26 protein-coding genes are annotated in these 25,154 nt (G+C 44.9%); 12 read left to right on the top strand and 14 right to left on the bottom strand.

What is annotated here, in order from left to right; translation table 11 throughout:
* Nucleotides 1-117: 117 nt before the first annotated feature.
* Nucleotides 118-999 carry a LysR substrate-binding domain-containing protein gene (locus ACXAGP_RS02310; RefSeq protein ID WP_475259266.1) on the top strand — a complete coding sequence of 294 codons (882 nt, stop codon included), beginning with the start codon at nucleotides 118-120 and terminating at the stop codon, nucleotides 997-999.
* A 5-nt stretch (nucleotides 1,000-1,004) separates the two neighbouring features.
* Here the strand turns inward: ACXAGP_RS02310 and ACXAGP_RS02305 are convergent, their stop codons facing one another.
* Together ACXAGP_RS02305 and ACXAGP_RS02300 are read right to left on the bottom strand one after the other, a co-directional pair.
* Nucleotides 1,005-1,481, bottom strand: coding sequence for a nuclear transport factor 2 family protein (locus ACXAGP_RS02305; RefSeq protein ID WP_475259265.1), 477 nt, complete (start codon nucleotides 1,479-1,481; stop codon nucleotides 1,005-1,007).
* Nucleotides 1,482-1,539: 58 nt separating this feature from the next.
* A complete protein-coding gene (locus ACXAGP_RS02300) occupies nucleotides 1,540-2,004 on the bottom strand; it encodes a DUF4442 domain-containing protein (protein ID WP_475259505.1) in 465 nt (154 codons plus the stop codon).
* A 103-nt stretch (nucleotides 2,005-2,107) separates the two neighbouring features.
* On the opposite strand from ACXAGP_RS02300, the gene ACXAGP_RS02295 reads away from it, so the two are divergent.
* A complete protein-coding gene (locus ACXAGP_RS02295) occupies nucleotides 2,108-2,638 on the top strand; it encodes a DUF6942 family protein (RefSeq protein WP_475259264.1) in 531 nt (176 codons plus the stop codon).
* Here ACXAGP_RS02295 and ACXAGP_RS02290 read toward each other — a convergent pair.
* The 3 genes from ACXAGP_RS02290 to tcdA all read right to left on the bottom strand — a co-directional run bounded on the left by ACXAGP_RS02290 (nucleotide 2,619) and on the right by tcdA (nucleotide 5,124).
* Entirely contained in the window at nucleotides 2,619-3,413 is a 795-nt protein-coding gene (locus ACXAGP_RS02290) for a motility protein A (RefSeq protein ID WP_475259263.1), read from the bottom strand. The genes ACXAGP_RS02295 and ACXAGP_RS02290 overlap by 20 nt on opposite strands.
* Complete coding sequence (locus tag ACXAGP_RS02285; RefSeq protein ID WP_475259261.1) at nucleotides 3,410-4,237, bottom strand: OmpA/MotB family protein; 828 nt, start codon at nucleotides 4,235-4,237, stop codon at nucleotides 3,410-3,412. Before ACXAGP_RS02285 ends, ACXAGP_RS02290 begins: the two co-directional genes overlap by 4 nt.
* A gap of 98 nt (nucleotides 4,238-4,335) precedes the next feature.
* Nucleotides 4,336-5,124 carry a tRNA cyclic N6-threonylcarbamoyladenosine(37) synthase TcdA gene (tcdA, locus tag ACXAGP_RS02280; RefSeq protein ID WP_475259503.1) on the bottom strand — a complete coding sequence of 263 codons (789 nt, stop codon included), beginning with the start codon at nucleotides 5,122-5,124 and terminating at the stop codon, nucleotides 4,336-4,338.
* 131 nt (nucleotides 5,125-5,255) lie between these two features.
* Between tcdA and lhgO the strand changes: the two genes are divergently transcribed.
* Complete coding sequence (lhgO, locus tag ACXAGP_RS02275) at nucleotides 5,256-6,452, top strand: L-2-hydroxyglutarate oxidase (RefSeq protein ID WP_475259260.1); 1,197 nt, start codon at nucleotides 5,256-5,258, stop codon at nucleotides 6,450-6,452.
* Here the strand turns inward: lhgO and ACXAGP_RS02270 are convergent.
* Nucleotides 6,449-7,423, bottom strand: coding sequence for an ion channel (locus ACXAGP_RS02270; protein WP_475259258.1), 975 nt, complete (start codon nucleotides 7,421-7,423; stop codon nucleotides 6,449-6,451). The genes lhgO and ACXAGP_RS02270 overlap by 4 nt on opposite strands.
* Before the next feature lie 162 nt (nucleotides 7,424-7,585).
* On the opposite strand from ACXAGP_RS02270, the gene ACXAGP_RS02265 reads away from it, so the two are divergent.
* Nucleotides 7,586-8,542, top strand: coding sequence for a glutathione S-transferase family protein (locus ACXAGP_RS02265; RefSeq protein WP_475259257.1), 957 nt, complete (start codon nucleotides 7,586-7,588; stop codon nucleotides 8,540-8,542).
* Between the two features lie 12 nt (nucleotides 8,543-8,554).
* Here the strand turns inward: ACXAGP_RS02265 and ACXAGP_RS02260 are convergent, their stop codons facing one another.
* Complete coding sequence (locus tag ACXAGP_RS02260) at nucleotides 8,555-8,950, bottom strand: DUF3429 domain-containing protein (protein WP_475259256.1); 396 nt, start codon at nucleotides 8,948-8,950, stop codon at nucleotides 8,555-8,557.
* 384 nt (nucleotides 8,951-9,334) lie between these two features.
* Between ACXAGP_RS02260 and ACXAGP_RS02255 the strand changes: the two genes are divergently transcribed.
* The 3 genes from ACXAGP_RS02255 to ACXAGP_RS02245 all read left to right on the top strand — a co-directional run bounded on the left by ACXAGP_RS02255 (nucleotide 9,335) and on the right by ACXAGP_RS02245 (nucleotide 11,662).
* Nucleotides 9,335-9,697: a nucleoside triphosphate pyrophosphohydrolase family protein gene (locus ACXAGP_RS02255; protein WP_475259254.1), complete on the top strand. Its 363-nt coding sequence runs from the start codon at nucleotides 9,335-9,337 to the stop codon at nucleotides 9,695-9,697.
* 15 nt (nucleotides 9,698-9,712) lie between these two features.
* Nucleotides 9,713-10,171, top strand: a complete 459-nt coding sequence (locus ACXAGP_RS02250) for a low molecular weight protein-tyrosine-phosphatase (protein ID WP_475259253.1) — start codon at nucleotides 9,713-9,715, stop codon at nucleotides 10,169-10,171.
* A 144-nt stretch (nucleotides 10,172-10,315) separates the two neighbouring features.
* A complete protein-coding gene (locus ACXAGP_RS02245) occupies nucleotides 10,316-11,662 on the top strand; it encodes a class II 3-deoxy-7-phosphoheptulonate synthase (protein WP_475259251.1) in 1,347 nt (448 codons plus the stop codon).
* Here the strand turns inward: ACXAGP_RS02245 and ACXAGP_RS02240 are convergent.
* Nucleotides 11,659-12,081, bottom strand: a complete 423-nt coding sequence (locus ACXAGP_RS02240) for a DUF1801 domain-containing protein (protein WP_475259250.1) — start codon at nucleotides 12,079-12,081, stop codon at nucleotides 11,659-11,661. The genes ACXAGP_RS02245 and ACXAGP_RS02240 overlap by 4 nt on opposite strands.
* 67 nt (nucleotides 12,082-12,148) lie before the next feature.
* Here ACXAGP_RS02240 and ACXAGP_RS02235 point away from each other — a divergent pair, with 67 nt between their 5' ends.
* Nucleotides 12,149-12,316, top strand: coding sequence for a hypothetical protein (locus tag ACXAGP_RS02235; RefSeq protein ID WP_475259249.1), 168 nt, complete (start codon nucleotides 12,149-12,151; stop codon nucleotides 12,314-12,316).
* 263 nt (nucleotides 12,317-12,579) lie between these two features.
* Here the strand turns inward: ACXAGP_RS02235 and ACXAGP_RS02230 are convergent, their stop codons facing one another.
* From ACXAGP_RS02230 to ACXAGP_RS02220, 3 genes are all read right to left on the bottom strand, one after another.
* Complete coding sequence (locus tag ACXAGP_RS02230) at nucleotides 12,580-14,427, bottom strand: thrombospondin type 3 repeat-containing protein (RefSeq protein ID WP_475259247.1); 1,848 nt, start codon at nucleotides 14,425-14,427, stop codon at nucleotides 12,580-12,582.
* Between the two features lie 311 nt (nucleotides 14,428-14,738).
* The gene (locus tag ACXAGP_RS02225; RefSeq protein WP_475259246.1) at nucleotides 14,739-16,157 is read right to left on the bottom strand and encodes a 5-methyltetrahydrofolate--homocysteine methyltransferase; all 1,419 of its coding nucleotides are present in this window, start codon (nucleotides 16,155-16,157) and stop codon (nucleotides 14,739-14,741) included.
* 31 nt (nucleotides 16,158-16,188) lie between these two features.
* Nucleotides 16,189-18,690, bottom strand: a complete 2,502-nt coding sequence (locus tag ACXAGP_RS02220) for a TonB-dependent receptor domain-containing protein (RefSeq protein ID WP_475259244.1) — start codon at nucleotides 18,688-18,690, stop codon at nucleotides 16,189-16,191.
* A gap of 157 nt (nucleotides 18,691-18,847) precedes the next feature.
* On the opposite strand from ACXAGP_RS02220, the gene ACXAGP_RS02215 reads away from it, so the two are divergent.
* The gene (locus ACXAGP_RS02215) at nucleotides 18,848-19,318 is read left to right on the top strand and encodes a Fur family transcriptional regulator (protein ID WP_475259243.1); all 471 of its coding nucleotides are present in this window, start codon (nucleotides 18,848-18,850) and stop codon (nucleotides 19,316-19,318) included.
* 14 nt (nucleotides 19,319-19,332) lie between these two features.
* Nucleotides 19,333-19,743 carry a MerC domain-containing protein gene (locus ACXAGP_RS02210; RefSeq protein ID WP_475259242.1) on the top strand — a complete coding sequence of 137 codons (411 nt, stop codon included), beginning with the start codon at nucleotides 19,333-19,335 and terminating at the stop codon, nucleotides 19,741-19,743.
* 12 nt (nucleotides 19,744-19,755) lie between these two features.
* On the opposite strand, the gene ACXAGP_RS02205 is transcribed toward ACXAGP_RS02210, so the two are convergent.
* Together ACXAGP_RS02205 and ACXAGP_RS02200 are read right to left on the bottom strand one after the other, a co-directional pair.
* Nucleotides 19,756-20,223 carry a hypothetical protein gene (locus tag ACXAGP_RS02205; protein WP_475259241.1) on the bottom strand — a complete coding sequence of 156 codons (468 nt, stop codon included), beginning with the start codon at nucleotides 20,221-20,223 and terminating at the stop codon, nucleotides 19,756-19,758.
* 2 nt (nucleotides 20,224-20,225) lie between these two features.
* Entirely contained in the window at nucleotides 20,226-20,777 is a 552-nt protein-coding gene (locus tag ACXAGP_RS02200) for a DUF3299 domain-containing protein (protein WP_475259240.1), read from the bottom strand.
* A 258-nt stretch (nucleotides 20,778-21,035) separates the two neighbouring features.
* Between ACXAGP_RS02200 and ACXAGP_RS02195 the strand changes: the two genes are divergently transcribed.
* On the top strand, nucleotides 21,036-22,919 hold the full coding sequence (locus tag ACXAGP_RS02195) for a DUF885 domain-containing protein (protein WP_475259239.1): 1,884 nt from the start codon (nucleotides 21,036-21,038) through the stop codon (nucleotides 22,917-22,919).
* 137 nt (nucleotides 22,920-23,056) lie between these two features.
* A complete protein-coding gene (locus ACXAGP_RS02190) occupies nucleotides 23,057-23,929 on the top strand; it encodes an ion transporter (protein WP_475259238.1) in 873 nt (290 codons plus the stop codon).
* Here the strand turns inward: ACXAGP_RS02190 and ACXAGP_RS02185 are convergent.
* Nucleotides 23,926-25,071, bottom strand: a complete 1,146-nt coding sequence (locus tag ACXAGP_RS02185; protein ID WP_475259237.1) for an ABC transporter substrate-binding protein — start codon at nucleotides 25,069-25,071, stop codon at nucleotides 23,926-23,928. The two genes, ACXAGP_RS02190 and ACXAGP_RS02185, sit on opposite strands and share 4 nt — an antisense overlap.
* Nucleotides 25,072-25,154 lie beyond the last annotated feature (83 nt).

Genomic DNA, 25,154 nt, shown 5'->3' with positions numbered 1-25,154 from the left:
AAACTAATGGAATATTCGGTCGTTCCTATTGTTTTCAGGTTATCAATTATTTATTCTTCCGCAGAATCGTTTGTTTCTATGTAAATAATAGGTATTGCCTATACATTCCGGTGAACTATGAATATCAAAGACTTACAGTACTTTTTGGCGGTGGCAGATCTTGAGCATTTTGGCCAGGCTGCAGAACAGTGTTTTGTCAGCCAACCCACCTTGAGTGGGCAGATCAAAAAGCTGGAAGAACAGTTGGGCGTGGTTTTATTTGAGCGCACTAATCGGCGGGTCATGCTCACTGAAACCGGGAGTCAGATTGCCACGTACGCCAGAAGAGTGATGAGCGAAATTGAATCCATTCAGGAAATTGCCGAAAGTTCTCGCGACCCCTTGGCTGGAAAATTTCGCCTGGGGGCATTTCCTACCTTGGCTACTTATGTATTTCCCGACATCGTCACCAAAGTGAAAAATGTACTGCCCAAACTGCGTTTGATACTCATCGAAGATAAGACGCTGTTCTTAATGGATAAGTTGCGGCATGGTGAAATCGACGCGGCTTTATTGGCGTTACCTGTGCACGATGATTACATGGTGTCCCAGGAATTGTTTGAGGATGAGTTTTGCCTTGCAGTTGCACCCGATCACAAATTGGCAAGTAGAGACAGTGTTGACCAAAAATGCCTGAAAAAACACAAGCTACTGTTGCTAGAGGAAGGGCACTGTTTACGTGATCAGTCATTGGAAATCTGTGAACGTCAGGGCTTGGCGGAGGAACAAGACTTCCGTGCAACGGGACTGGAAACATTGCGTCAAATGGTTAAAGCGGGCACGGGGATCACTTTTATGCCGAAAATTGCTATTCAAGAAAATGAGGTCGGGATCAAATATATTCCCTTTAACGAACCCGTACCGAAAAGAACCATCGGCCTTGTGTGGCGCAAAACCTCCGCCAGAAAAGATGTAATGGAAAAGCTGGTAGAAGCACTACAGGTTGGCTCTGACCAGTAGTGCTGCTAAACCAGCTGATGTTTTTCGCAGTATTGCTGTAAGCTTTTATTTGCCATGCCCGAGACTTTACTGCGCAACAATGGGGACCAACCCAGTAGTAATCCGGCAGGACCTAATGCCATTTTACTCCAGCGCCAAAAGTTAAAGCTGTCTACGTGCTGGATGATCTTGCCATCTTCAAACAGGAAGCTGGCCTGAATTTTATTATGTACCCGTCTGCCGGTTTTGGAAAAATCATAGCTGGCTTGCCAATAAGCTGAGCCAGACATGCCATCGGCCATGACATCTGAGTAAGTTAACTCAAAATTTGTGGCCTGGGAGCACAACATGCGCCACATGTTTCCGGCCATTTTTCCTTTTAAATCAGGGAAGGCCGGATCACTGAATTCGATGTCTTTGTGATAGCAGTCTGCCATCGCTTCTGCGTCCAGTTTTTGAAAGCTCTGGTAAAACTGGTGGATGAGTTGCTCATTGGGGTGCATGTATCACTCCTCTATCAGGTGGTAAGCCGCCATTTTTAGTTATGATTTTTTTTCTGCTTTAAAATCGGGCTCGCTGGTTTTGCCGCTTTTTAATATACAGGGTCTTTTTTAAATTGCAGACTGTTTTTTGTTGTTCATCTACGATACTTAAGTGATAAGTGGGCAGATATTTTTCACCTTCCGCTGTTTTTTCTTTGATATCCCTTAGCATGTCGTCGGTGATGACGAACTCGGCGCTAACTTTTCCTTTGCCAGGGGCAACAAAGTCGATTTCCGTGGTTTTGTCCCAAACCGTGTAATCCTTGCCCAGAATATTCATCAGCATCAACATAAAATGTGGGTCTGTCATGGAAAACAGGCTGCCACCAAAATGAGTATTTACCGCATTGCGATTGTACCAACGCAACTTCATGGAAACCTTGCAATAACGCCAGTCAGCGCTGTAGGTTTCGATTCTCACGCCGGCACCCTGGTAAGGCCCGAAGCAGTAATTAAGTAAAAATCGCAATTTTGAGGGGGTCATCTTCATTATCATCATCCATTAACACATCAGACCAGTGGCAGGGTACGCTAAATTTTGGCTTCTCGCTATTATTGTTAGCGACTAATCAGGTAAGGATTTATTGATGGAACAGGCAATACCCGTTGGATTGGGGGATAGTGACGCGAGCTTTCGGGTTTACATGGGAAACATTCCCAATTACCAAGACATACCTCAACAACAGGGAATTCGGGCCCTGCAAGATGGTGAAGTGAAACAAATCGGGGATGCTTGCGGCAATGGTTGGCGCAAAGTATTCAATGTGTATGCAAAACTGGTGTTCGCGTTAAAGCTTGAACTACACAATGAATTGCAAGGTTATGCCAGTTGGCAGCAGTGGCGTGATACGTGCTTGTTTCAAGCTAAATCTAACAGTGTCTTACTGTTCAGCAAACCTGAGTTGGGGGCAATTGAGTCCCACCAGATACATATTGTAATGGGAAAAGCCTGGGCAAAATCTTGTGGCCTGGAAGGCAAGGTGGAATGGTTAAATAAGGACTTTGCCATTCATCCTGAATTACCTTTGATCGTTTGCCCTTATTTTGACTATCGCCAACTGAGCAATCAGAAAATACTGTTTCTAAGTGAGCTCATCGCTAAATATTCAATTCTTTAATGCTTCGGCGTTTGTGTTTTTCAATATAGGTTTGTAGAAATTCAAAGATTGCTCTTGGGGGCTCTTTATTAGCTATTTTGATGATGGCGTCTCTTACCAGTGATTGATGAATAAACACTTCGCTGCTGTATTCATTCATTCTTCTGGCCATGGGTAGCAACAAGCAGTTTGCTAATACAGCGCCGTAGAGTGTGGTAAGCAGTGCAACAGCCATCCCTTGCCCGATTGTGTCTGGGGTTGTTAATCCACTTAACATCGCCACTAAACCGATTAGCGTCCCAATCATTCCCATTGCGGGGGTTGTTTCCGCCAGTATTTCCAACACTTCGATAGTTTTTTCGTGGCGTTGCCTGGCGTAAAATATCTCTTTATTCAACATGTTTTCTATGGTTTCACTGTCATATCCGTCTAACAGTAAGTCAACGCAATGTTGAATATAGTCATCCTCTATTTTTTCATCCTCCAGCGATAGAATTCCTTTCTTTCGATATAAATTAGCCAGATGGATACAGGTTTCAATGCTATCTTCGATGTGAACCGTATTTTTCGTGAAAGCGTGTTTGCTGTGAGCAACTGATGTTTTCAGGTTCTCAAACCTGACACTCAGAGAAACTGCACCTAGAGAACCAAAAACGACGATAAAAAATGACGCCGCACTAAAGTACACATTCAGGGCACCCTGGCTCATGAATAAGGCAAAAGAGAACCCTGACAGCAGCAAAACGCCACCAACCAGAACGCCTTTTTCTAGTGAGAATGAACGAAACAGCTTCAATTTGACGTTTCCTTAATTGCTAGTGGCAGAGAAGATACTTGATGGCGCCCATGAGTTATAATGATTTCCACCCGGCGGTTTTGTGTCCTGCCTTCTTGGTGACTGTTTTCCGCGATAGGATGTGAATCACCTTTGCCACTAATCGCTATAGTACGCTGAGGTAAATTGTGTGCTAACACATTGGCAACTGCCTGTGCTCTGGCCAGTGACAGCTCAACGTTGTTCTGATACAGGTCGTTATCAACCGCTTGGTTGTCTGTATGACCAACTACTTCAATACTGCCGGGGATATCAATTAACAATGAAGCTATTTCGTGGAGGTATTTCTCCGCTTTGGGTTGCAAAAAACCACTACCTGATGCGTACGCAATGGTGCTATCTAGTTGAATCTTCAATACGTTACTTTGCAAATCAAAAATAACACCGCGTTTCTCGGGAGCGCCTGTAAACGACTGTTGCAAGCGTTTTTTCAAAGTATGCAGCACGTCGGGTGGGGATTCTTTTGCCTTTTCTGAGGGGATATCGTAGGAAGAAGAGGGTTGATATTGTCGCGTCCCCAGTAAGCTGTCTCCCACTTCTAATTCAACAGTACTGTTAGCCGCCTCTTGTTGGAGCAACCAGGCATTATCTGGCAACCCAAAAGCCCGCGAAAATGACGCGGATACTGAGTTAAATTTTTGCTGATTAGTGTGAGAAAACGAAAAAAGCAGCACAAAGAAGCACAGCAATAGCATCATCATATCTGCGAAGGTGGTCATCCATCCTTGTTTTTTATTTTTCTTCTCAAGAGCGGCGAATAGCACTTCGTTGTAGCTGCGGTTCACAAATGCTTGTTAAGTGGCTTTAGAAACATATTAGCCAGTTTAATTGAATGTCGAAATGCAAACAAATCTGTCGCAATAAAATTTCGGTTATATGCTCGTTATTTGATCTGGGTGAAGTTTTTCTCAATAAGTTTGTTAATTACCCTGGAAGCAGTAACCAATCCAAAAGTTGCAGTAACAGTAACTGCGGCACCAAAACCGCCACTGCAGTCCAGTTTTACACCGCCAGTCATTTGTTTGGCATAGCTGACATTGCCCTTGGCATCCGGGTATCTCAGCTGTTCAGTTGAGTAAACACACTCCACACCAAATCGGCGCTTGGTGTTTTGGCTAAAGCCATAAAAACGACGTAAGAAACTGCGCAGTTTTGCTGCAAGAGGATCCTGTGTAGTCTTAGCTAAATCCCCGACGGTAATTTGGGTGGGATCTACCTGGCCGCCGGCACCGCCCACGGTGATCACTGGTATTTTTTGGCGTTTACAGTGGTTTATCATGGCGGCTTTTGCTTTAACGCTATCTGTGGCGTCAACTACGTAAGCAAAGTCTTTTAGATATTCTGCTACATTCTTGTCGGTAACGAAGTCCATAATGGGGTGGACTTCGCAATCTGGGTTGATGAGTTTGATGCGCTGTGCCATCACATCAACTTTATTTTGTCCTACAGTATCGGTTAATGCGTGAATTTGACGATTGGTATTGGTGACGCAGATGTCGTCTAAATCAATCAGGGTGATTTTACCAACGCCACTACGGGCAAGTGCTTCGGCGGTCCAGCTACCGACACCACCAATGCCCACTACGCAGACATGAGCTTGTTTTAAAAAGGCTAATTGTTGTTCACCGTACAGGCGTTCAATACCGCCAAATCGCTGATTGTAGAGATCCATAAAGCTCACACCGGAATAAATGAGGCGGTATTCTAACCAGTTGCCAGCTTTTTGCAAAAATAGCACAACATATTTGGCTGTGGCTGTGATAAACGATATAAAAGGTGGACTGACGTGAAAGGAAAAGAAGATTGAGCCACTACGATTTAATCATTATTGGCGGCGGTATCGTGGGAGCTGCCAGCGCATTAAAGGTCATGCAGGCTAAACCCGGCCTGAAAGTCCTGTTATTGGAAAAAGAGTCTACGCCCGCAATGCACCAGACTGGCCGAAATTCAGGGGTGATCCACGCTGGTGTCTATTACGCGCCGGGGAGTCTGAAAGCGCGTTATTGTCGTGAAGGTTTAGAGCGGACTATTGCATGGTGCCAGCAATACAATTTGCCTTATCATCAGTGCGGTAAACTGATTGTGGCGACTGATGGACAAGAAGAGCAGCGCATGCAGGCATTGTATCAACGCTGTGAGCAAAATAATTTACAGCCGCAGTTATTGACTCAACAACAGTTGCAACAAAAAGAATCCGCAGTCGCTGGGGTGGGAGCGATTTATGTCAAACAAACCGGGATCACTGATTACAAGCGCTTAACCCAGCATTTTTTACATTTGTTCCAACAAGCGGGTGGAGAAGTCAGATATGATTCTACGGTATTAGCTCTGCATGAAACCGCACAGCGAGTTACCGTCAAAACAGCAGATACCGAGTTGTACTGTGAACTAGTATTGAATTGCGCCGGAGTTTACTCTGATGAGTTGATTCGGCAATTGCTCCCGGATATTGATTGGCGAATTATCCCCTTCAAGGGGGAGTATTTTCGATTACCGGATAAATATAACAAGCTTGTGCAACACCTGATTTATCCTGTGCCCGATCCAGAGTTACCTTTTCTGGGGGTGCATTTAACTCTTATGATAGGCGGTTATGTCACGGTAGGGCCCAATGCGGTGTTGGCTCTGGGCAAAGAGGCCTATAACAAAACCCAGTTACAGCTCAATGAGTTACTGGATATGGTACGTTATTCCGGCTTTCGCAAAGTGGTGCGCAATAACTGGCGATCTGGCCTTGAGGAATTCCGCAACTCCTTGAACAAACGAGCTTATTTGAGTTTAGTGCGAAAGTACTGCCCACAAATTGCCATTGAAGATTTGTTGCCATACCCCTCCGGTATCAGGGCCCAGGCGGTGTCTGATAATGGTGAACTTATTCACGATTTTCGCTTTGCTCATACTCAACGCAGTTTACATGTGGGCAATGCGCCTTCACCGGCTGCGACATCAGCTCTGCCGATTGCTGATGCCATTTTTGACAAGTTAAAAGACAAGCTCTAACGGGTCATGCGCTTTACGAATACCACGACGAATAAAGCGATGGTAAAACTACCAATAAAGGCTTCCAGCGCGGCAAAAAAGCGCGTGATACCGAAAGGGGTGATGTCTCCGTAACCCAGCGTGGTGAAGGTGACCACGCTGTAATACAAGGTCATAAAAAAGGTGGTAATGTTTTCTCCAAGTCCTGCGGAAAAATCCAGTTGCAGGCGCTCTGAGCCGTGATTCACGCCGAATAAGAAATACAAAATTGCGCTGATAAGAATGAGGAACATGGAAAAAACCACAGTATTTTCTGGTTTTTCACCGTAGCCACAAAGCTTGTCTACCAGCATCGAGAATATCCATTTAAACGACCATGGCTCAAGCTGATAGCGGCGCATAATGAGCTCTTTGTAACCAAACTGTCCTGCTAACTGGAACAGGCCTTGATCTTCTGCACGTTTGCGCAGGTTGCGATAAATCTCTTCTGATTGTTCAAAATTGTCTTCTGCGGCTTCTTCGTCGTGTTCCTTCTTTTTCTTTAGTGCGATACCTTCCTGCAGCAGCTTTTCGCCGACATTGATGTTATCGATACGCGCGCCTTCCAGCTTGGTGCCCAGCAAATTGGTGCCTTGCAGATCGGCGCAGTGCAAATTAGCTTCATTGAGGTTGGCTTTCATTAAAGAGCCGTTGCGCAACGTCAGGTTAAACAGATGAGCACCCTTCATATTGGCGCGGTATAGATCACATTCAGATAAATCAAAGCCGTGCTTAGAGCTGCGATTGACCAGATTAATGCCGGCCAAATTAACCCGTTTGAGCTTTAGACCTTTCGAGGTGCCACCTCTTCGGATATGGGCTTCCAATCGTTCTGCCAGGTTCATGCCACTTTTATCAACATGGGGATCGTGCCAGAAACAGTAACCCGAGCCGAGATCGTTTTCGGTGCAAGATTCACCACATTGTGATTGGTATTTACATTTATCGCTCATGCAAGTTAATGATGTTTATGTTTTTTTTAAGTGTAGCAGCATTTCTATAATTCAAGCAGTGACAATTTTCTAATTATTCGAATGATTCAGGCTATTCTTTACACTTTTTGTTAACGGTTTTAGATGATTGAATGGCAACATCAAATACAGGAGGATTTTTTCATGGGTTTATTAGTTGAAGGTAAATGGCAAGATCAGTGGTATGACACCAAAAAGAGCGGCGGAAAATTTGTTCGTCAGGCATCACAATTTACCCATCAGATTGCTCCTGGTTCTGAGTTTGAGGCACAAAGCGGGCGTTATCATTTGTATGTCAGCTTGGCTTGTCCTTGGGCTCATAGGACCCTGATATTACGCAAACTCAAACAGCTGGAAGAGCACATCTCGGTTTCGGTAGTGCATCCTGATATGCTAGACAAAGGTTGGCAATTTTCCACAGCCGAGAATCCGTTTCCTGAGGCTACCGAGGATCATCTTTTCGGAGCGAGTCACCTACATCAAATCTACACCCGTGCGCAGCCAGACATAACTACTCGTGTTACCGTGCCAGTGTTATGGGACAAAAAGACACAACAAATCGTCAATAATGAATCGTCGCAAATCCTGCGTATTTTCAATTCGGCGTTTGATGACCTCACAGGCAATAGCGATGACTACTATCCTGAAGCATTGCGTAGCGAGATTGATGAAATCAATGATTTCGTTTACGACAACATTAATAATGGCGTTTACAAATCCGGCTTCGCCACGACGCAAGAGGCCTACAGTGAGGCGGTTGCGGCGTTGTTTAGCGCCTTGGATAAGGTGGAGGATATTCTGTCTAAACAGCGCTATTTAGTTGCGACTCAGATCACTGAGGCGGATTGGCGCTTGTTTACCACGTTGGTACGCTTTGACGCTGTTTATGTGGGACATTTTAAGTGCAACATCAAGCGCATAGAAGATTACCCCAATATGTCCAATTATCTGCGGGAACTTTACCAATATCCCGGGATTGCTCAAACGGTGAACCTTGAGCACATCAAACGCCACTATTACTACAGCCATACCATGATCAACCCCACTCAGGTTATCCCGGTAGGGCCAAAGCTAAAACTCGATGGCCCCTGGCAGCGTTAATTAAGCTAAAGGTTAACTAAGCCATAACATGGCAATGTGACAACCAATAACCACGCCTGTTAACAGCGTTCTTAAACGCAGGTAATGGGCGCTCATTTGCAGCTGCTTAAAATCGTAAAGCAGCAGGGCTAGAAAGCTCACTTTAAGCAGTATTAATGTTAGCGCTCCTTGGGTGAATAGTAATACGATAAAAGCGATGATACTGGGAAGCATGGCGATATAGAGCTGGCATACAGAAGACGTTCTGTTGAGCGCGTCATACCAATGAATACCACCCAAAAAAGATAGAATAAGCGCGCTGTATATTGTGAACCAGGCAACGCCTTCATGCACAGACACCAGTTGTATCAATATCAACAAGGGACAACCCGCAAACGGAGTCAATCCCGCCACACCTAAAAAGTTCATGTTTATACCCAAACTACCTCAAGATACTCGACTTCAGCGGGAGAATAAAAGGATTTAGGCAAGGTAAATTGGAGATGGCATGGTTGTTCTCACGTCGATACAATTTAACGCCGCATAAATGCTTTTAGGCCCCGCCCTTCGGGAGCTTCACAGCGCTTCCATTACTGTGTTGCACTTGTTTGAAAGGTAGCCGACATTCCTTCTCAAGTGCGCCTTGTATTGAAAGCGCTGTGATAGCTCTGAAGCAGGCATCTTGAGGTGGCTTGGGTATAGTCATTATGTTGTTTTCATTTTTGTTACCTATAAATCTGATACGTAAAAATACTGGCATTGTATCTCTTCACACATTTTTCTATGCTGAGCAAAAACACAAAAGGAGTAACAATGACGATTTCTCATTCTGATATGGTTAAAGCTCTGGCCAAGCCCGGAGAACAAATTGCAGCCGAACTAAACGCCGAAGACGCCCATTCAATGCACATGGCCATTGGCATCAGTGGCGAAGCCGGAGAGCTCTTGGACGCCATCAAAAAACAAGTGATTTATCGCAAAGAGTTGGACCTGGAAAATGTCATTGAAGAGCTTGGGGATTTGGAGTTTTACATGGAAGGTTTGCGTCAGGGGTTAGGTATCAGCCGCGAGCAGTGCCTTAAAGCGAATATCAACAAACTAGGGACGCGCTATAAAAACTTTCAGTACAGTAATGAAAACGCCCAAGCAAGAGCCGACAAACCTGAAGGTCAATGAGAGGAGAAAGGTACGATGAAAAAGGTACTGTTTGTTTGTCTGGGTAATATTTGCCGTTCTCCCACAGCCGAAGCGGTATTTCGAAAAATGGCCAAAGATGCCGGATTAAAAGTGGAAATTGACTCTGCAGGTACCATCGCCACCCATGCCGGAGAAAATCCCGATAGTCGCAGTATGCAACACGGCAAAAAGCGCGGTTACAACTTTCAGGGACAGTATTCGCGAAAAGTAAAACAGTCTGACTTTCAGTACTTTGACCTTATTTTTGCGATGGATAAAGCTAATTTGCGGGATTTGCTGGACCTATGCCCTGAAGAATACCAGCACAAGGTGCAGTTGTTTTTAAGCTTAAGTGACGATGCGGAACAAGAAGTACCGGATCCTTATTACGGTGGAGACGTCGGCTTTGAGCGGGTTTTAGATCTGGTTGAGAATGCATCAAGGGCATTGATAACTCGGTTAGAAAGTGTCTGATTAGCATTGTTAGATACAGTTTTTAAATATTTGATGAAAATATTCTAATAAAGGGCGATTTTTAGGAGGTTATCTCTTGAATCGCCGTTTTATTCATGTTGTAGTTTGGCTCCTTTTTAAACATCACAACAGGTAGTAATTCTCGTGAAACAATGGCAGCCAGACACATGGCGTGATTTCCCAATTTTGCAACAACCCCATTATCAAGATGCAGCGAAGCTGACTCAAGTTGAATCTGAGTTAAAACGATTTCCGCCGCTGGTTTTTGCCGAGGAAACCCGTCACCTTTTTTCTGAGCTGGCTAATATTTCACAAGGTAATGGCTTTTTGCTACAAGGTGGTGATTGTGCTGAATCCTTTGATGAGTTCAACGCGCCGAAAATTCGCGATACCTTCAAAGTGATCTTGCAGATGGCGATTGTCCTGACCTTTGCCGGACGTTGCCATGTGACCAAAGTGGCACGGATGGCAGGGCAATATGCCAAACCGCGCTCGGCAGATATGGAAACGCGGGACGGTGTATCTTTACCCAGCTACCGCGGTGATATCATTAATAGTTTCCCTTTTACGCCTGAAGCGCGTATTCCGGATCCGCAACGCATGATTGATGCTTATCATCGCTCAGCATCAACGCTTAACCTGTTGCGTGCATTCGCGCAAGGTGGTTTGGCGGACCTGCACAAGGTTAACAAATGGAATATGACGTTTGTTGAAAATAATCCATTAAAAGAGCGTTACCTGGATATGTCCCGCCGTATTCAGGACACCTTGTCTTTTATGGAAGTGATCGGGCTTAATTCAGACAATACCGCGGGTTTGCGGGAGACTTCATTGTATACCTCACACGAAGCTTTGCTGTTGAATTACGAGCAGGCACTAACCAGAGTCGATACCTTAACTGACAAGTGGTACAACTGTTCTGCGCACATGTTATGGATTGGCGAGCGTACCCGTCAGCTGGATCATGCTCATGTGGAATTCTTCCGCGGCATTCACAACCCCATCGGTGTTAAAGTGGGGCCGTCAATGCAAGGGGATGAGTTGATCTCCTTGATTGATGCTTTAAACCCAGACAACACACCCGGACGTTTGACGCTGATCACTCGAATGGGTGCTGATAACCTGGAGCAAAACTTGCCAGCCTTGTTGCGCCGGGTTAAAGCGGAAGGCCGTCATGTGGTTTGGAGCTCTGATCCTATGCATGGCAATACCAAGAACGCTTCGAGTGGCTATAAAACCCGTAATTTTGATGACATTCTGCGGGAAATTCAGCAATTTTTTGCCGCTCATGACGCAGAAGGCACACACGCTGGTGGAATTCATCTGGAGATGACCGGACAGCACGTAACCGAATGTACTGGTGGTGCGTATCAGATCAGTGATGCTGACTTGGCTGAGTGTTACAAGACCCAGTGTGACCCACGTTTAAATGCTGACCAGGTGTTAGAGCTGGCGTTCCTGGTTTCTGACCACTTGCGCAAGTCAGTTTAAAGTTTGGGGTAGGGGATGCAGTCGTAGCGCGACTGCATTATCTCTACCGATTTGCTCACCATCTCCATCAAAACCTCCAGATTAATATTCTTCATGGCTCCTAAGTAAAGGCAAGATTTGCCCAGCTTGTGTTTGCCTAATTGCGTTAACAAATCTTCAAAATCAGCAAAGCCGGGCATGATATAAACCACTGTATTTTGTGCTCTGGGGGCAAAGCCTGTCACAAACCAATCGCCGCTATGGCCAGAATCATACTCATAATGATATTGTCCAAAACCTATCATAGTGCCCGCCAGGTGTGCTTTATAACCCGAAGCTTTTTCCATTAGCGGCAGTAACATACGGGCATCTTTTTCCCGAGTTTTGTTTTTTAAACTAGCCAGATAGTTGTCTATGTCGGTGTCGATTTGCTGTGACATATTTTCCTCGACTCACTTTTGTTTGACTGCTACAACTATAATGATAATCAATTTAAGGACTAACACCATGCTGTCAGAAAAAGAATTTGTGTATAACACCGCCGCGCAAATTTACGCTTCTATGTTTGCCAATCCAGAAGTGAAAGAAGATATGCAATATGCCGTAGAGCGAGCTATCGCCTTGTGGGATGAGCTAAAGAAAATTAATCTTCAAGATTCATCACAGGGTGAGTGAATCAGCGCCTTGAAGATAGAGGAGATTCCAGGCGATGCCAAAAAACGTATTACTGGTGGGGTTACACCCAGATGTAGTGGATTATCAGAAATGGCCGGAGTTGTAGCCGAAGGCCAAAATGGCGTTTAACACTTCGCCTTTTGATACAGTGGAAGCCGTGAAACGTTGGTTATAAAAATGAAAAATATACAGGCCTACCTGATTGGTAGACCTGACATCATTTGACTATTGCTGCCATCGATATTGATTGGGATAACAGGGGGTTAGTCCAGCTGAATTACGTCCATAAAAATATCTCTTTGTTCATTCCAGTCTGCTTCATAAACTACAGCAATGGTGTCTTCTGATAGCGCGATGCCACTAAATCCGAGCATAACTCCGCCATCATATAATACCTTTACTGATGACAATGTTCCGTTTTGTATCTCCATTTGGTAAAGAGAGCTGGAGCTGTTGCTAATGATCATGGTTTCATTCCCCATGACAATCAGATCAAGATCCTGGAAAAAGTTGTCTGCATTTGCCACCAGAGAGAGGGTATCAAGGTGTTCGCCTCGTTTTAAAACCCATTTTCTTTGATGGTTGTCATCAATTCTTGAATAAGACACAGTCAAACCTTCGCTCGCCTCAGCAATGCTGAGATGGCCATGCAAGCCTTCAGCAGTATTTAACTGGGTTGAAAAGACTGCGCTGATGAAATCAAAGGTTTTCACCAGATAAAGATTGGTGAGGCTACCGTCTATCGTTTGCTGCACAGAAAATCCCATAATGAACCCACCATCTCGGGTCTGAGTGATCTCAAAATTGGCAAAGGGATAACGTGTTCCTTCATCATTGGTGAGCATCGGAATATCAATATCTGCATCATTAAGCAGTGCTTCCAAGGAAAGGTAGGTTTCTACACCATCAATGTCTTTTTTGTACATACAGATGGATAGATAGCAATGCTGAAAGGCAATAAATTCGTCAGTATCGGTGATTAAAAAGCTTTCATTGTATGAGTCTGGAAGATTTGTTGCGGCGTTCCAGGTTTCCCCGTTGTCAGCAGACTCCAACAATGGTCGGACGGACAAATTATCAAAATCACGATAAACGACAAACAGCTGACCGTCATTACGTCTTTGAATGACAGGAGAGTCTTGGGGGGACGGAGAGTTGGTTAACTGTGTGGCTTTATGGGCTTGATTGGTTTCGTTACAAGCAGTCTCTTGCTCACAATACACAGTAAATAGAAAGCTGTCCTCTGCGGTGTAATTATTGTTTTCTATGCCATCACAATTGTAATCATGCAGTGAACAATAAACGCTAACACGCGCATCATAGGTGATTTGATAGTCGGGAGCGGGAAAGAATACCCGCCATGATTGTGACAAACTATCCCACTGTCCGTTGTAATAACCATCAGTGGACAAACTCGTTATCTGTTGGTTGGTCTCGGCATTGTATAAGTAATATTGCAAATGCCAGCCATTGTTTGCATCTAATGTTTGGTTCTCAGTATCGAAGCCTCTGACCTCAACACTGATAAATTCGTTTTGTTGGTATTGGTCTTTGTTACCCACAAGGTGGACAGTATCGACAGCATCTTGTACGCCATCGTTGTCGTCGTCCTGGTCGGCATTGTCGCCAATATTGTCACCATCAAAATCTAAAGATTCTGAAGCGTTTAACGGGAATGCGTCGTCTATATCAATAACACCATCATTGTCGTCGTCAGTATCTGCGTTATTTCCCAATCCGTCGTTGTCAAAATCCAGGGTTTCATTGGGATCGTTAGGGAAGGCATCGATACTATCTTCCACACCGTCGTTATCATCATCCAAGTCACTGTTGTCGCCAATACCGTCCAGATCGGCGTCTGCCCACTCATTGGGGTTTAGCGGGAAAAGATCGACTGAATCCTCGAAGTTGTCATTATCATCATCAGTGTCAGCATTGTCTCCCATTCCATCATTATCAGTGTCTCTGAATTCTGTTGGATTATCGGGAAAGGCGTCAATCAAATCAGGTACGCCATCTGCATCACTGTCGTCGGTTACCGAGCTGCCTTGTCCACAGGCAAATAAGGTACTGAGCAAAGCAACGCTGCATAGTTTTCGGAAATGTGTCATCAGTTTAGTTCCATTAATAGTTGAATTGAGAAATCCGTGAAAGACAAAAGTTTTTATGGTTTGTTACATCAGATTTGAGATAAGGCAATATTTTATACCAGTTATACATTAACTGATAATGAACTATTCGCATGACGATTATGCAACAACAGAATAGTGTTTGATTGACAAAAAAGTGTTAACACAAGAACGTAAAAATAAAAAGGCCTGAACTCAAACAGTAAGGTGTTCAGGCCAAGTTAAATGTGAGACTAAAAATGCACTCGAAAGTACTTTTCAGTTAATGGAATCTCATTTCGAGATACACCATCTTAATCATGAGTGTGACCGTCTTCGTGATCATGCTCTTCAGCGATACCTAGCCAGACAATGCTCATAGGCGCAAAATCTAACTCCATATCACCTTCAACTTCCATATCTTCAAGATGGATTTGCAAAATGTGCTGTGCGATTGGGTCGGCCACATAAACATATTCGCCACTTTGTGCGACGGTCATGCTGAATGATAAGCCTTCTGGCATCATAGACAGGTCTTCAGAAGAAATCTCTATTTGACCTGCTAACTCCCAATGCATGTGGCCATTGTGCTCATGTGTTTCCAGAATGTTGAGATGACCATGGCTGTCTAACACCATAAAGTGCTCGCCGTTCGCAGAGAAACTGTAAGCAACGACACTGGCATCTTCCTCAGGTTGCCATTCCAGCACTTCCATTTCATTTTCTTCTGGATTGATGCTCAGCAATACCGAGTGAGCACCACCGTGAGCAGAAGCGACACCAATGAAGGATTCACTGGCTTCATGACCGTAAATATTGCCTACTCGCATGCCTTCCATACCATCGACGTTAGCAATCTTTTCGGCTTCGTACTCATCATCGTGTTGGTGCGCAACCAAAATGCCGTCACTGCAACCAAATACAACAAATTCATGGTTTTGAGCAGCACCGTGTAGGTCTGGGCAAGTTACGTCCAGAATTTGCTCTTGCTCATATTCGCCATCGTGCCAGTGGTAGACTGCAACCTGATCAGGCAATATTTTGGCATTTGAAGTACTTTCCGCGTCGTCTCTACGCACTGTAGATAGCAGGTGTTCACCGCGAGGCTCAGCTACGCCGTGCATATTGATATCGTAATTTACCGTCGGCAAAGTCGCATTTTCACCACTAATGTCAGTATCTGTGAGTACCTGTACCATGGCTGGTGTGCTGCTATCGGCATCGCCATCATAGAAAATGGCCAATTGACCATCATGCGTCACTATGTGCGTGGGACGACTGCCCATAAGCTCATAGTCACTTAATGCCGGGCTTTGCTCATAATCATGCAGATGGTCAGCGTGGTCTTCACGCCAGAGTCCGCCATCGATAAAGCCCACGTAATCGTTATCACGGCTAGCAACAACAACATAGCGATAACCCGGCGAGGAAGATAGTCTGTTTGAAGCATGTGTTAACGTAAAGCTGTCTAAAACCTCAGCATCATCCAGGTCAATAATGGTTGCTGTGGCGCTATCTTCAGAAAGCACAGCCATTCTGCCCATCGACTCAATTACGATATCGTCACCATCATGGTCGTGATCGTCACCGTCATCGTGGTCGTGATCATCATCCGGTGCTTCAACAATAATCGGATCTTTTTCAATAATGGTTGTTTCAGCATCGCCACAGCCGGTCAAAAACACACTGCCCAGTGCAAGCGCGATAAGATTTAAGGGGAATGATTTAGTCATTGTTTAAATTCCTGTTTATATTTTTTAGCAATTAGAAGAAACCCTGGATACCAACAGCGATGCTGCGACCCGGGCGAGGGGCAATGTCCTTGAGAAACGAGGTGTGGACACGAGCCTCGGTGTCGGTGAGGTTTTTCCCTTTCAAGTAGAGTTGAATGTCTTGCTCTAAAATGGGGAGCTCATAGGACACATTGAAATCCACCAAGGTGTAACCGTCGGTTACGGTCTCTTCTGCTGCAATGCGGTCTTGTTCTTGATATCGAGTGATATCAAGTTGAGCACTGATGTTTTTTTGCTCATAGCTTAACGTCGTACCAAAGCGCATTGGCGAAGTTCTGGGTAGATCACCGCCATCCTGCAAACGAGCACGAACGTAATCAGAGAAGAAGGTGGTTTTGAAACTGTCATTGATTTGCCATGCGGCTTGCAGTTCAAAACCATGCAAAACGACGTCGTCAGTTCGGAACAAGTACACTGGTAATTCGTCTGTGTGTTCGTCGTGCTCATCACTATGATCATGTTCATCCTCATGAGCATGTTCATCCTCATGAGCATGTTCATCCTCATGAGCATGTTCATCCTCATGAGCATGTTCATCACCGTGATCATGATCGTGTCCGCTTTCAGCAAACAATCCTGTATTGACCTGGTAGTAGTAATTGTCCACCTTGTTATAGAACAGGTTGAGTATGAAACCAAAATCACCCTGAGTTTTGCGTAGTGTCAGATCGATATTGTTAGCCGTTTCCAGATCAATCACTTCTTCCGTTAATTCGATGTGCATTTCGTCTTCGTGTTCGTGCAGTGCGAATAAGGCGCCTACTTCATATGAGCGTGTACCTATATGCGGGCCGAAAGACAATAACTCCGATGCTGAAGGTGCGCGTTCAGAGCGTGATACAGATAAACCAAGGTTGTATCCCGGAGTAAAGTCCCACACTAGGCCGGCTGAGAGACTAACAGGGGTAAAGTCATGGTCTGCTTCAAAGACGCGAGTTATGCTTATGTCGTCTCCGTGGTCATGATCGTGCTCATGGTCATGGTCATGCTCATGGTCTTCTTCCTCGTCATCATGGGCATGGGTTTCAAGCTCTGGAAGCAAGACATTTTCTGCCTGTAATGTAACGCGCTCTACTCTGGCTCCAATTTGGAATAGCACATCACCGAAGTGCTTTTCTTCCATAATTGACAGAGCAAGGGTTTCTTCTTCAGATGGAGGGGTGAATGCTTCTTCACCTTCGGCTGCGACTTTACTGCGCTTGAAATGGAAGCTAACAGCACCATTCCAGTCCGCGAAAGGTTTGTGCAACACATCGACTTTCAGTTCACTGGAATCGTTTTCGAATAGGGTGCCGACATTACCCAGCTCGATTTCAGCGTGCTCATACTCAGTAAAGCCACCAGATAATCTCACAGTATTGACATAGTCGTTGTTGAGGTTGTGATCACCTTTTAGCTGAATGCGAGTTTGTTCTAAATCAGCTGTAACGTTGATTTCTTCATCTCCACCGTGAGAATGTCCCGGAATACCGTATTCACGCTCGAATCGCTCAACAGCAAAACCAAAATAACCTCCGTCAAAAGCCACGCTGGTACCTAAGGTAAAGCCTTTGGATTCTTCGGCACTGTTATCTACCACATAATCGTATGAATCTTGGTCATCATGAGCATCTTCAACTTCTGGGGCCACCGGAACTTCATAGTCTTCAGATTCGCGCCAATAACCATCGAGGTAGAAGCCGATATTTTTGACGCCTGTAGTCAGGTTAAAGGAAGCCAGTTTTTGTTCATCGACAGAATTAGTCTCCAGTAACCATTCACCGCGAGTGGTGTTATCGAGAGGGATTCGTCCATCCACTACATTAACCACACCACCAATAGCGCCACTGCCGTAAAACAGGGTGGCGGGGCCTCTTAGAACCTCAATTTGTTGTGCAGTCGATGCTTCTGATGCGACAGCATGGTCAGGTCCGACTCTTGAAACGTCGCTCACGTCCAGGCCGTTTTGTGCGATCAATACCCGCGGACCACTCAATCCCCGAATCACGGGGGTGCTTGCGACATTCGCGTGAAAATTGGTATGCACACCGGCAATTTTTTCCAGGCTATCACCTAAAGTGGCGGCTTGCTGGCGTCGCAGAGCCTCTCCACCTAACACACTGACTGGCGCAGCTGACTCCATGGCCGACATGTGAATAGGTGTGGCAATAATATCAATAACTTCAATGGCGGAGCGTTGCACGGTGAAGGTCATCGACAGGTTTTGCTGCTCAGTCACATTTATATCTTGATGCAAGTGCGCAAAACCCGGGGCGACAATATGCAGTTCGTTGATACCTTCGGGCAGCCCGTCTATTTCAAAACGACCTGAATCATCAGTGATAACGGTTTTGCCAATACCTTCAAACTCCACCTCAGCATTAGCCACAGCGCTACCATTTTTGTCCTGAACAACTCCCTGAAGTGTTTGAGCCATCAAGCTTGCCGGGAGTAACGTAGCAAGCATTGCGGCGATTTTTGTAACCCTGTACATTTAACCTCTTAACTGTAATGATATATTGTAACAATTGATGGTTATGTTATATTGTAACAATATCAAATGTAAACAGTTTTCAGGAAATTGTGTTGGACTCAGCGAAGTGGAAAACGGAAAAGGCAATTGAATGTCGGGGTTGTCAGGTAATTGCATTATGAATGAAGCACAACTGGACTGCGCACTTGAAGTGGCGGAAAGCGTGTGTAAGCAATTGGGGCGAGAACTTACGGCCAAGCGACAAAGGGTATTACAAGTTTTGTTAAAGAGTTCACGTCCGGTGTCTGCTTACGAGATCACCAGCGAATACAACAAGCTTACTAAACCCGCCATCAAAGCCATGTCTGTTTATCGCATCTTGGAGTTTCTGACCTCGGTGAAACTAGCACACAAATTAGAGTCCACCAATAAGTTCATCGCCTGTAAACAGGATTGTGACAATCATCAGCATCCTTATTCGTTATTTTTGATTTGTGATGAGTGTGAGCAGGTGAGCGAAATAACCGGTAGCAGTGAGTTTATCGAGCAGCTGGGGTGTGCGATAAGTAAAACTCAGTTTACACCAAACGGTCATCAGCTGGAAATTATCGGGCGCTGTGCGTCCTGTCAGCCAAGTCAAAATAATTAAGAGAGAAAGATTTAATGAAGTTGTTAATGCCAGGCGATAAAGCCGCAGTCGGGCTTTCAGTGTTGTGTTTAGTGCATTGTATCGCTACGCCATTTCTTCTTGTAACGCTGCCAGCTTTGCCGGCTTTAGCATTCCTTGAGGGCGAACTCCTGCACCTCGGTTTATTATTTGCCGTCGTGCCAATTAGCCTTGTCTCACTGGCAATGGGCTATCGTCTTCACAAGCACCTGCGCAGCATGATTATTGGCGGATTGGGACTCATTGTTTTAGTTGCCGCGGCCGTGCTGGAACATGACCTCAGCGATAAATCAATCGCCGTAGCACTTACTGCATTAGGTGCAGTTTTAGTGGCGTTAAGCCATGTACTCAATCTTCGTTTGCGCTGCCCTGACAACCAAGAGCGGATCACTGATTGGCAATCTTAACGCTGAATTAAGTTAACCCGCGTAAATTTCAACGCTTTGATAACTGGAAACAGGCCGGCTATTTTGACTGGCTTTGATGTGTATTTTCATCGAGTAGCGTCCTTTTTTTGTGGCACTGTATTTCATTCGGAATACACCATCGCCCTGTTTGGGGTAGAAGGTTTTGGCTTCAGGGAAGTTGACCTCTTGCGGCCCACTAAAACTGATAGCGACATTGTCATAGCCTTTTGGAACTCGATAAGAAAATAAAATAGTGGTGTCTCTGCCACTGGAAACCATGACTTTTTTAGCGTGTTTCAGGGAGATAGGATCCAGAACTACTGCTTGATTGAATGCTGAAGAGTGAGGCGGTGGCATCATCGGGAAATTGCCAAAACCGCCGCCTGCATGCAGATCGCAAGCACTGAGGTGGGCGGAAAAAGCCAAGCCGCCTGAGAAAAGCAACGTTGTGTATTTACTAATAGGTTTGCAGATGTTCATGATTAATCCTCGTAGGGCAGAACAGTTATTTCGTTCAGGAGATAAGCAGCAGTACCCATCGCGTTTTCTAAGGTTTCTATCTTCAGGACGCCCGAAAACCAAAACGGTTCATTCAAGCTCCGCAATTTAACACCTTTTACGCTTTTCGCATAAATGATTTGATTTGGCGGCGGTGGAGGGAGGTGTAAACAAGCGCCAAAATAAGGCACGATAAAAAACTCTGATACCGTATCTTCGCTTAGTGCCTCAAGTGGCACAATAAACCCGGGGATTCTGATCGCTTGCTCACCCATGTGTTGTACGACTCGGGTTGAGTTGAGTGCCGCTTGAAATCGCTGGCTTTGTTCGTCTTCAAAAGCTTGTTGATTAAAATCTTCAACGGAGTCTTGAGAAGAGCCATCCTTAATCTCAAATAACGATTCAGGTGGGTTGAGAAGGGCATGCAGATCGTCTTCTGGTATAAGGTCAATCCATTCGATATCACGATAATTTGAATTACTCAGACTCGGACTAGAAACAAGAATGAACAATGCAGCCAGAAATAAAGATCGCACAACGACAATCCGGGAACAATTTATAAAACGAAATTTCGAACCAAATAGCACAAGCAGTCAGATATAAATGAAAATGTTATATCATATCAATTTGGTGCTGTGTAGTTATTCCTGCATCTAATTCTGCCCCAATTAGCCAGTAAAGCTAAAAAAGAAGCGACAAGCGCCGTTTTTTTTTGTAAAAATTGATTGCTGTTAATTGCAAAAGCGCGGGCATCCGGCTAGCGTCACCTCCTCACTATAAAAACGGATAAAAACATGAAACCTACTATTCTTGCTTCTGTCGTCGCTTTGGCGTTGATGGGCTGCAGTGAAAATCAAACTGCTCAACAAACACAACAAGTTACTGCTCCTGCTGAACAAGCTGCTGCACCTACTGCGGAACAAATTCAGGCGGAAACGGCCAGACTGAACACCTGGTTCGAAGAAAAATACGAAGAGGGCATCATGCGTAGCCCAATTCAACTGGCTTTCCTTGGCCGTAAAGAGCGTCAAGGTGAGATTGATCAGATGTCTGAAGCGGCGCTTGAAGATAACCTGGCTTTTACTCGCAAAAACCTGGAGGAGTTGAAGTCCTCGTTCGATTACAACAAGCTGACTGATGATGCCAAAATTTCTTATGACGTCTGGGTTTATCAAGCAGAAGCGGAATTGGCTGGCGATGAGTTCCGCTACAACGGCTATGTTTTCGAACAAATGAACGCCATTCAAACCTTTTTCCCAACCTTATTGATCTCCTTCCATAACGTTGAAAACAAAGGCGATATGGACAATTTTATCAATCGTCTGAAAGAAACAGGACGGGCATTAGAGCAGTTAATCGAAGGCTCTAAAAAAGCGGCTAAAGAGGGCGTGCGTCCGCCTTATTTTGCGTTTGAAGAAGTCATTAAGTCTTCGCAGGCCATTATTACCGGTGCCCCTTTTGATGACGGGGAAGACAGCTCTATCTGGAGTGCTACTAAAACCAAGATTGCCGGGTTAGTTGAAAAAGAAGAAATTGATCAGGCAACAGCCGATGCGTTAACTAGCCAAGCAAAAGATTACTTATTAACGTATTTCAAGCCCGCTTATGAAAAAGTGATCGCCTGGCAAAAAGAAGATCAAGTCAATGTCAGCCCAGAAGCCAAAGGGGTGAGTGCATTACCGAATGGTGTCGCTTATTACAATGAGCGTCTTGCGAATCAAACCACCACAGCGTTGACGGCTGATGAGATTCACGAAATTGGCCTTAAGGAAGTGGCGCGTTTACGGGCGGAAATGATTGCTGCAAAAGACGCTTTTGGCTTTGAAGGTAGCCTGGCTGAATATTTTGTATTTTTGCGTGACACCAAAGATGACGAGCGTTTGTATTACCCTAACACCGATGAAGGGCGTCAAGGCTATATCGATGATGCCACAGCGGCCATTGATAACATCAAGAGTTTGTTACCTGATTATTTTGGTATCTTGCCTAAAGCCGACATGGTGGTTAAACGGGTAGAGCCATTCCGCGAGCAAGACGGCGCGGCGCAGCATTATTATCCTTCTACCCCGGATGGTTCGCGTCCCGGTACTTACTACGCGCATTTGTCTGACATGACAGCCATGCCAAAACGCGAACTTGAGGTAATTGCCTACCACGAAGGTTTACCAGGTCATCACATGCAAATTGCCATCGCCCAGGAACTGGAGGGCGTACCCACTTTCCGCACGCAAGCGGGCTTCACGGCTTACATCGAAGGATGGGCACTTTACACTGAGTGGTTAGCGAAGCAAATGCCTGGAACGTATCAAGATCCACTGTCGGAATTTGGCCGTTTGGGTTCTGAAATGTGGCGTGCTATCCGCTTAGTATTAGATACTGGCTTGCATGCAAAAGGCTGGACTGAGCAACAAGCCGTTGATTATTTCAAAGAGAATTCGGCCATTACAGAAGAGCAAGCGCGTTCTGAAGTGCGTCGTTACCTTGTATTACCGGGGCAGGCCACCAGTTATAAAATTGGTATGCTGAAAATCCAGGAGTTATTGGCCAAAGCGCAAGCTGAATTGGGTGATAAATTTGATTATCGCGATTTCCATGATGTGATTCTGGGCGGCGGAGCCGTACCTCTTTCGGTTCTGGAAAGAATCGTAGATAACTGGATTGCCGAATCCAAAGCCTAGGTTTAAGCTAGTCTAAACATAAAAATGGAAGCGGCCTTTGGGCCGCTTTTTTTTAATTTTTTATCCTCGACAATCACTTGAATCCATGAAGATGCAAACACATATCTGGCTATAGTTAAGATATGCCAGGATGATTCATGTACCCCGTTTCCCTAGATACACTTAGTGAACGCAGACGTAAGGTTGCTGTACTTATCGAAAGTGCAGTGGTTGTACGCAGTATAATCATTTTAATTTTATTCAATGCTATTACCTTGGGCCTTGAAACTGACAAAAACATTCAAGCGGAATACGGACAGTTATTAAAATGGACAGATACCACTTTACTCTCCATTTTTACCATAGAGATCCTGCTCAAGTTATATGCCTATCGCGAACACTTTTTTAAATCCGGCTGGAATGTTTTTGACTTTCTGATAGTGGGTATCGCCTGGGTTCCAGCTAGCGGTCCGCTTTCGGTTCTACGCGCCTTCCGTATTCTCCGGGTATTGCGCCTGTTGTCCGTTGTGCCTCAAATGCGCCGAGTGATCTCCGCACTCGGGCATTCGATACCCGGTATGTCATCAGTTATTGGCGTTTTGTTATTGATATTTTATGTGTGTGCAGTGCTGGCCACTAAGCTGTTCGGGCAGCATCCTGATCCCAACATGCAAGAGTGGTTTGGATCTATTAGCGCATCAGCCTATACCTTGTTCCAGGTAATGACTCTGGAAAGTTGGTCGATGGGCATTGTCCGGCCCACTATGGAGATTTTCCCTTGGTCTGGTATTTTCTTTATTCCCTTTATAATCGTTACCAGTTTTGCGGTACTCAATTTGTTCATCGGTATTATCGTGGATGCCATGCAGATGGCGCAGGTGGATTCGCGGCAACAGGATAAAACCGAATTAAAAGAATTTGCCCATGAAGAGAATGAGCAATTAAGTGAACAAATAGCCGCTTTGCAAGCACAGCTAAGCGCAATGCAGCGGCAATTGCAGAAAAAAACGTCTGTGGATAAACCGGATTAAGGGCTTTGCCTGCGCATTTCCAGACGTTTAGTCTCAAGTTTTGTAAGCGCACTTTCGATGTTTCCATTTTCAATAAACTCAACGAATATAGGTTGTGCCACTGCAACCATTTGTGAGGCAGTATCCCGGTCAAAATATTGCATCAGGCCATCAGCTTGTTGCAACAATGCAATTCCCTTGTTCGCTATGGGCTGGTTATCGTTGAAAGTTTTGTGGGGCGAAAAGTAATTTATTCGGCGATTAAAGCTAGCCAGATTTTCAGCCTCAATGAAAAACTCAAGGAAGGTGCGCGCACTGGCTTTGTTTCTTGAATCAACGGGCATGACCCAGACCTCAACTGGCGCAGATTCAATTTTATCCATGTTATTGTCAATGACAGGAAAAGGGAAAAAAGAGAGCTGTTCAATCTCTGCATCGTTTAAGTGGTGCTGTATGTAATTCCCGGCTAACAACAGGCCTGTTGTTTCTTTCAGTAAGGTACGGACACTTAACTCTAATGAGGTTGTTTGCGCGTCAATATTAAAACCGCAGCGAGTAAACAATGTTCGCCACTGTCTCATGATCTTTATGACTTTCGCAGACTGCCAGGAAACCTGACCATCCATGAGTTGATTATAAAAGTTTAATCCCTCTAGTCTCAGTGTTATGTAACTGAACCACGCCAGTATCGGCCATTGCTGTTGCAAACCCAAGGCCACAGGAATAATATGTTTGGACACCAAGACATCACAGACTTCCAGCATTTCAACTATGGTTTCAGGCGCTTGAATTCCGAGTTTGGTAAACAATGCTTTATTGTAAAATATCCCCCAATGATAATAGCTAAATGGTATCGCAATGACTTTTCCCTGATGAGTAACCAAAGGTTTAACACTGGCTGGATAGGCAGCGTCTAACTTTAAGCTTTGCCAAATAGCACTGCTGTCATCTAATAGGCCCTGTTGAGCCAGTTCAAACAATCGTTGACGGCCAGCTTGCCAATATAAGAGGTCAAATTGTCCGGTTTGCAACCATTGACTGATACTTGACTTGTACTTGATATCGCCAAAAAAGCGTAAATTGACTTTAATGTCTGGGTAGTGAGATTCGAACGCGGTAATACTATCAATATAGCCAGAGGCTTCTTTTTCAGTATTAGCCATAACCGCGATATTCACCTGTGCAGCATCAAGCGTTGAACTTATCCAGCTACAAAAGAATAGGAGTACGTACCAAGGGCGCTTAT

The organism is Planctobacterium sp. AWM4_229 (genome assembly GCF_056160305.1).
This window is presented reverse-complemented; position numbering and strand designations above follow the sequence as displayed.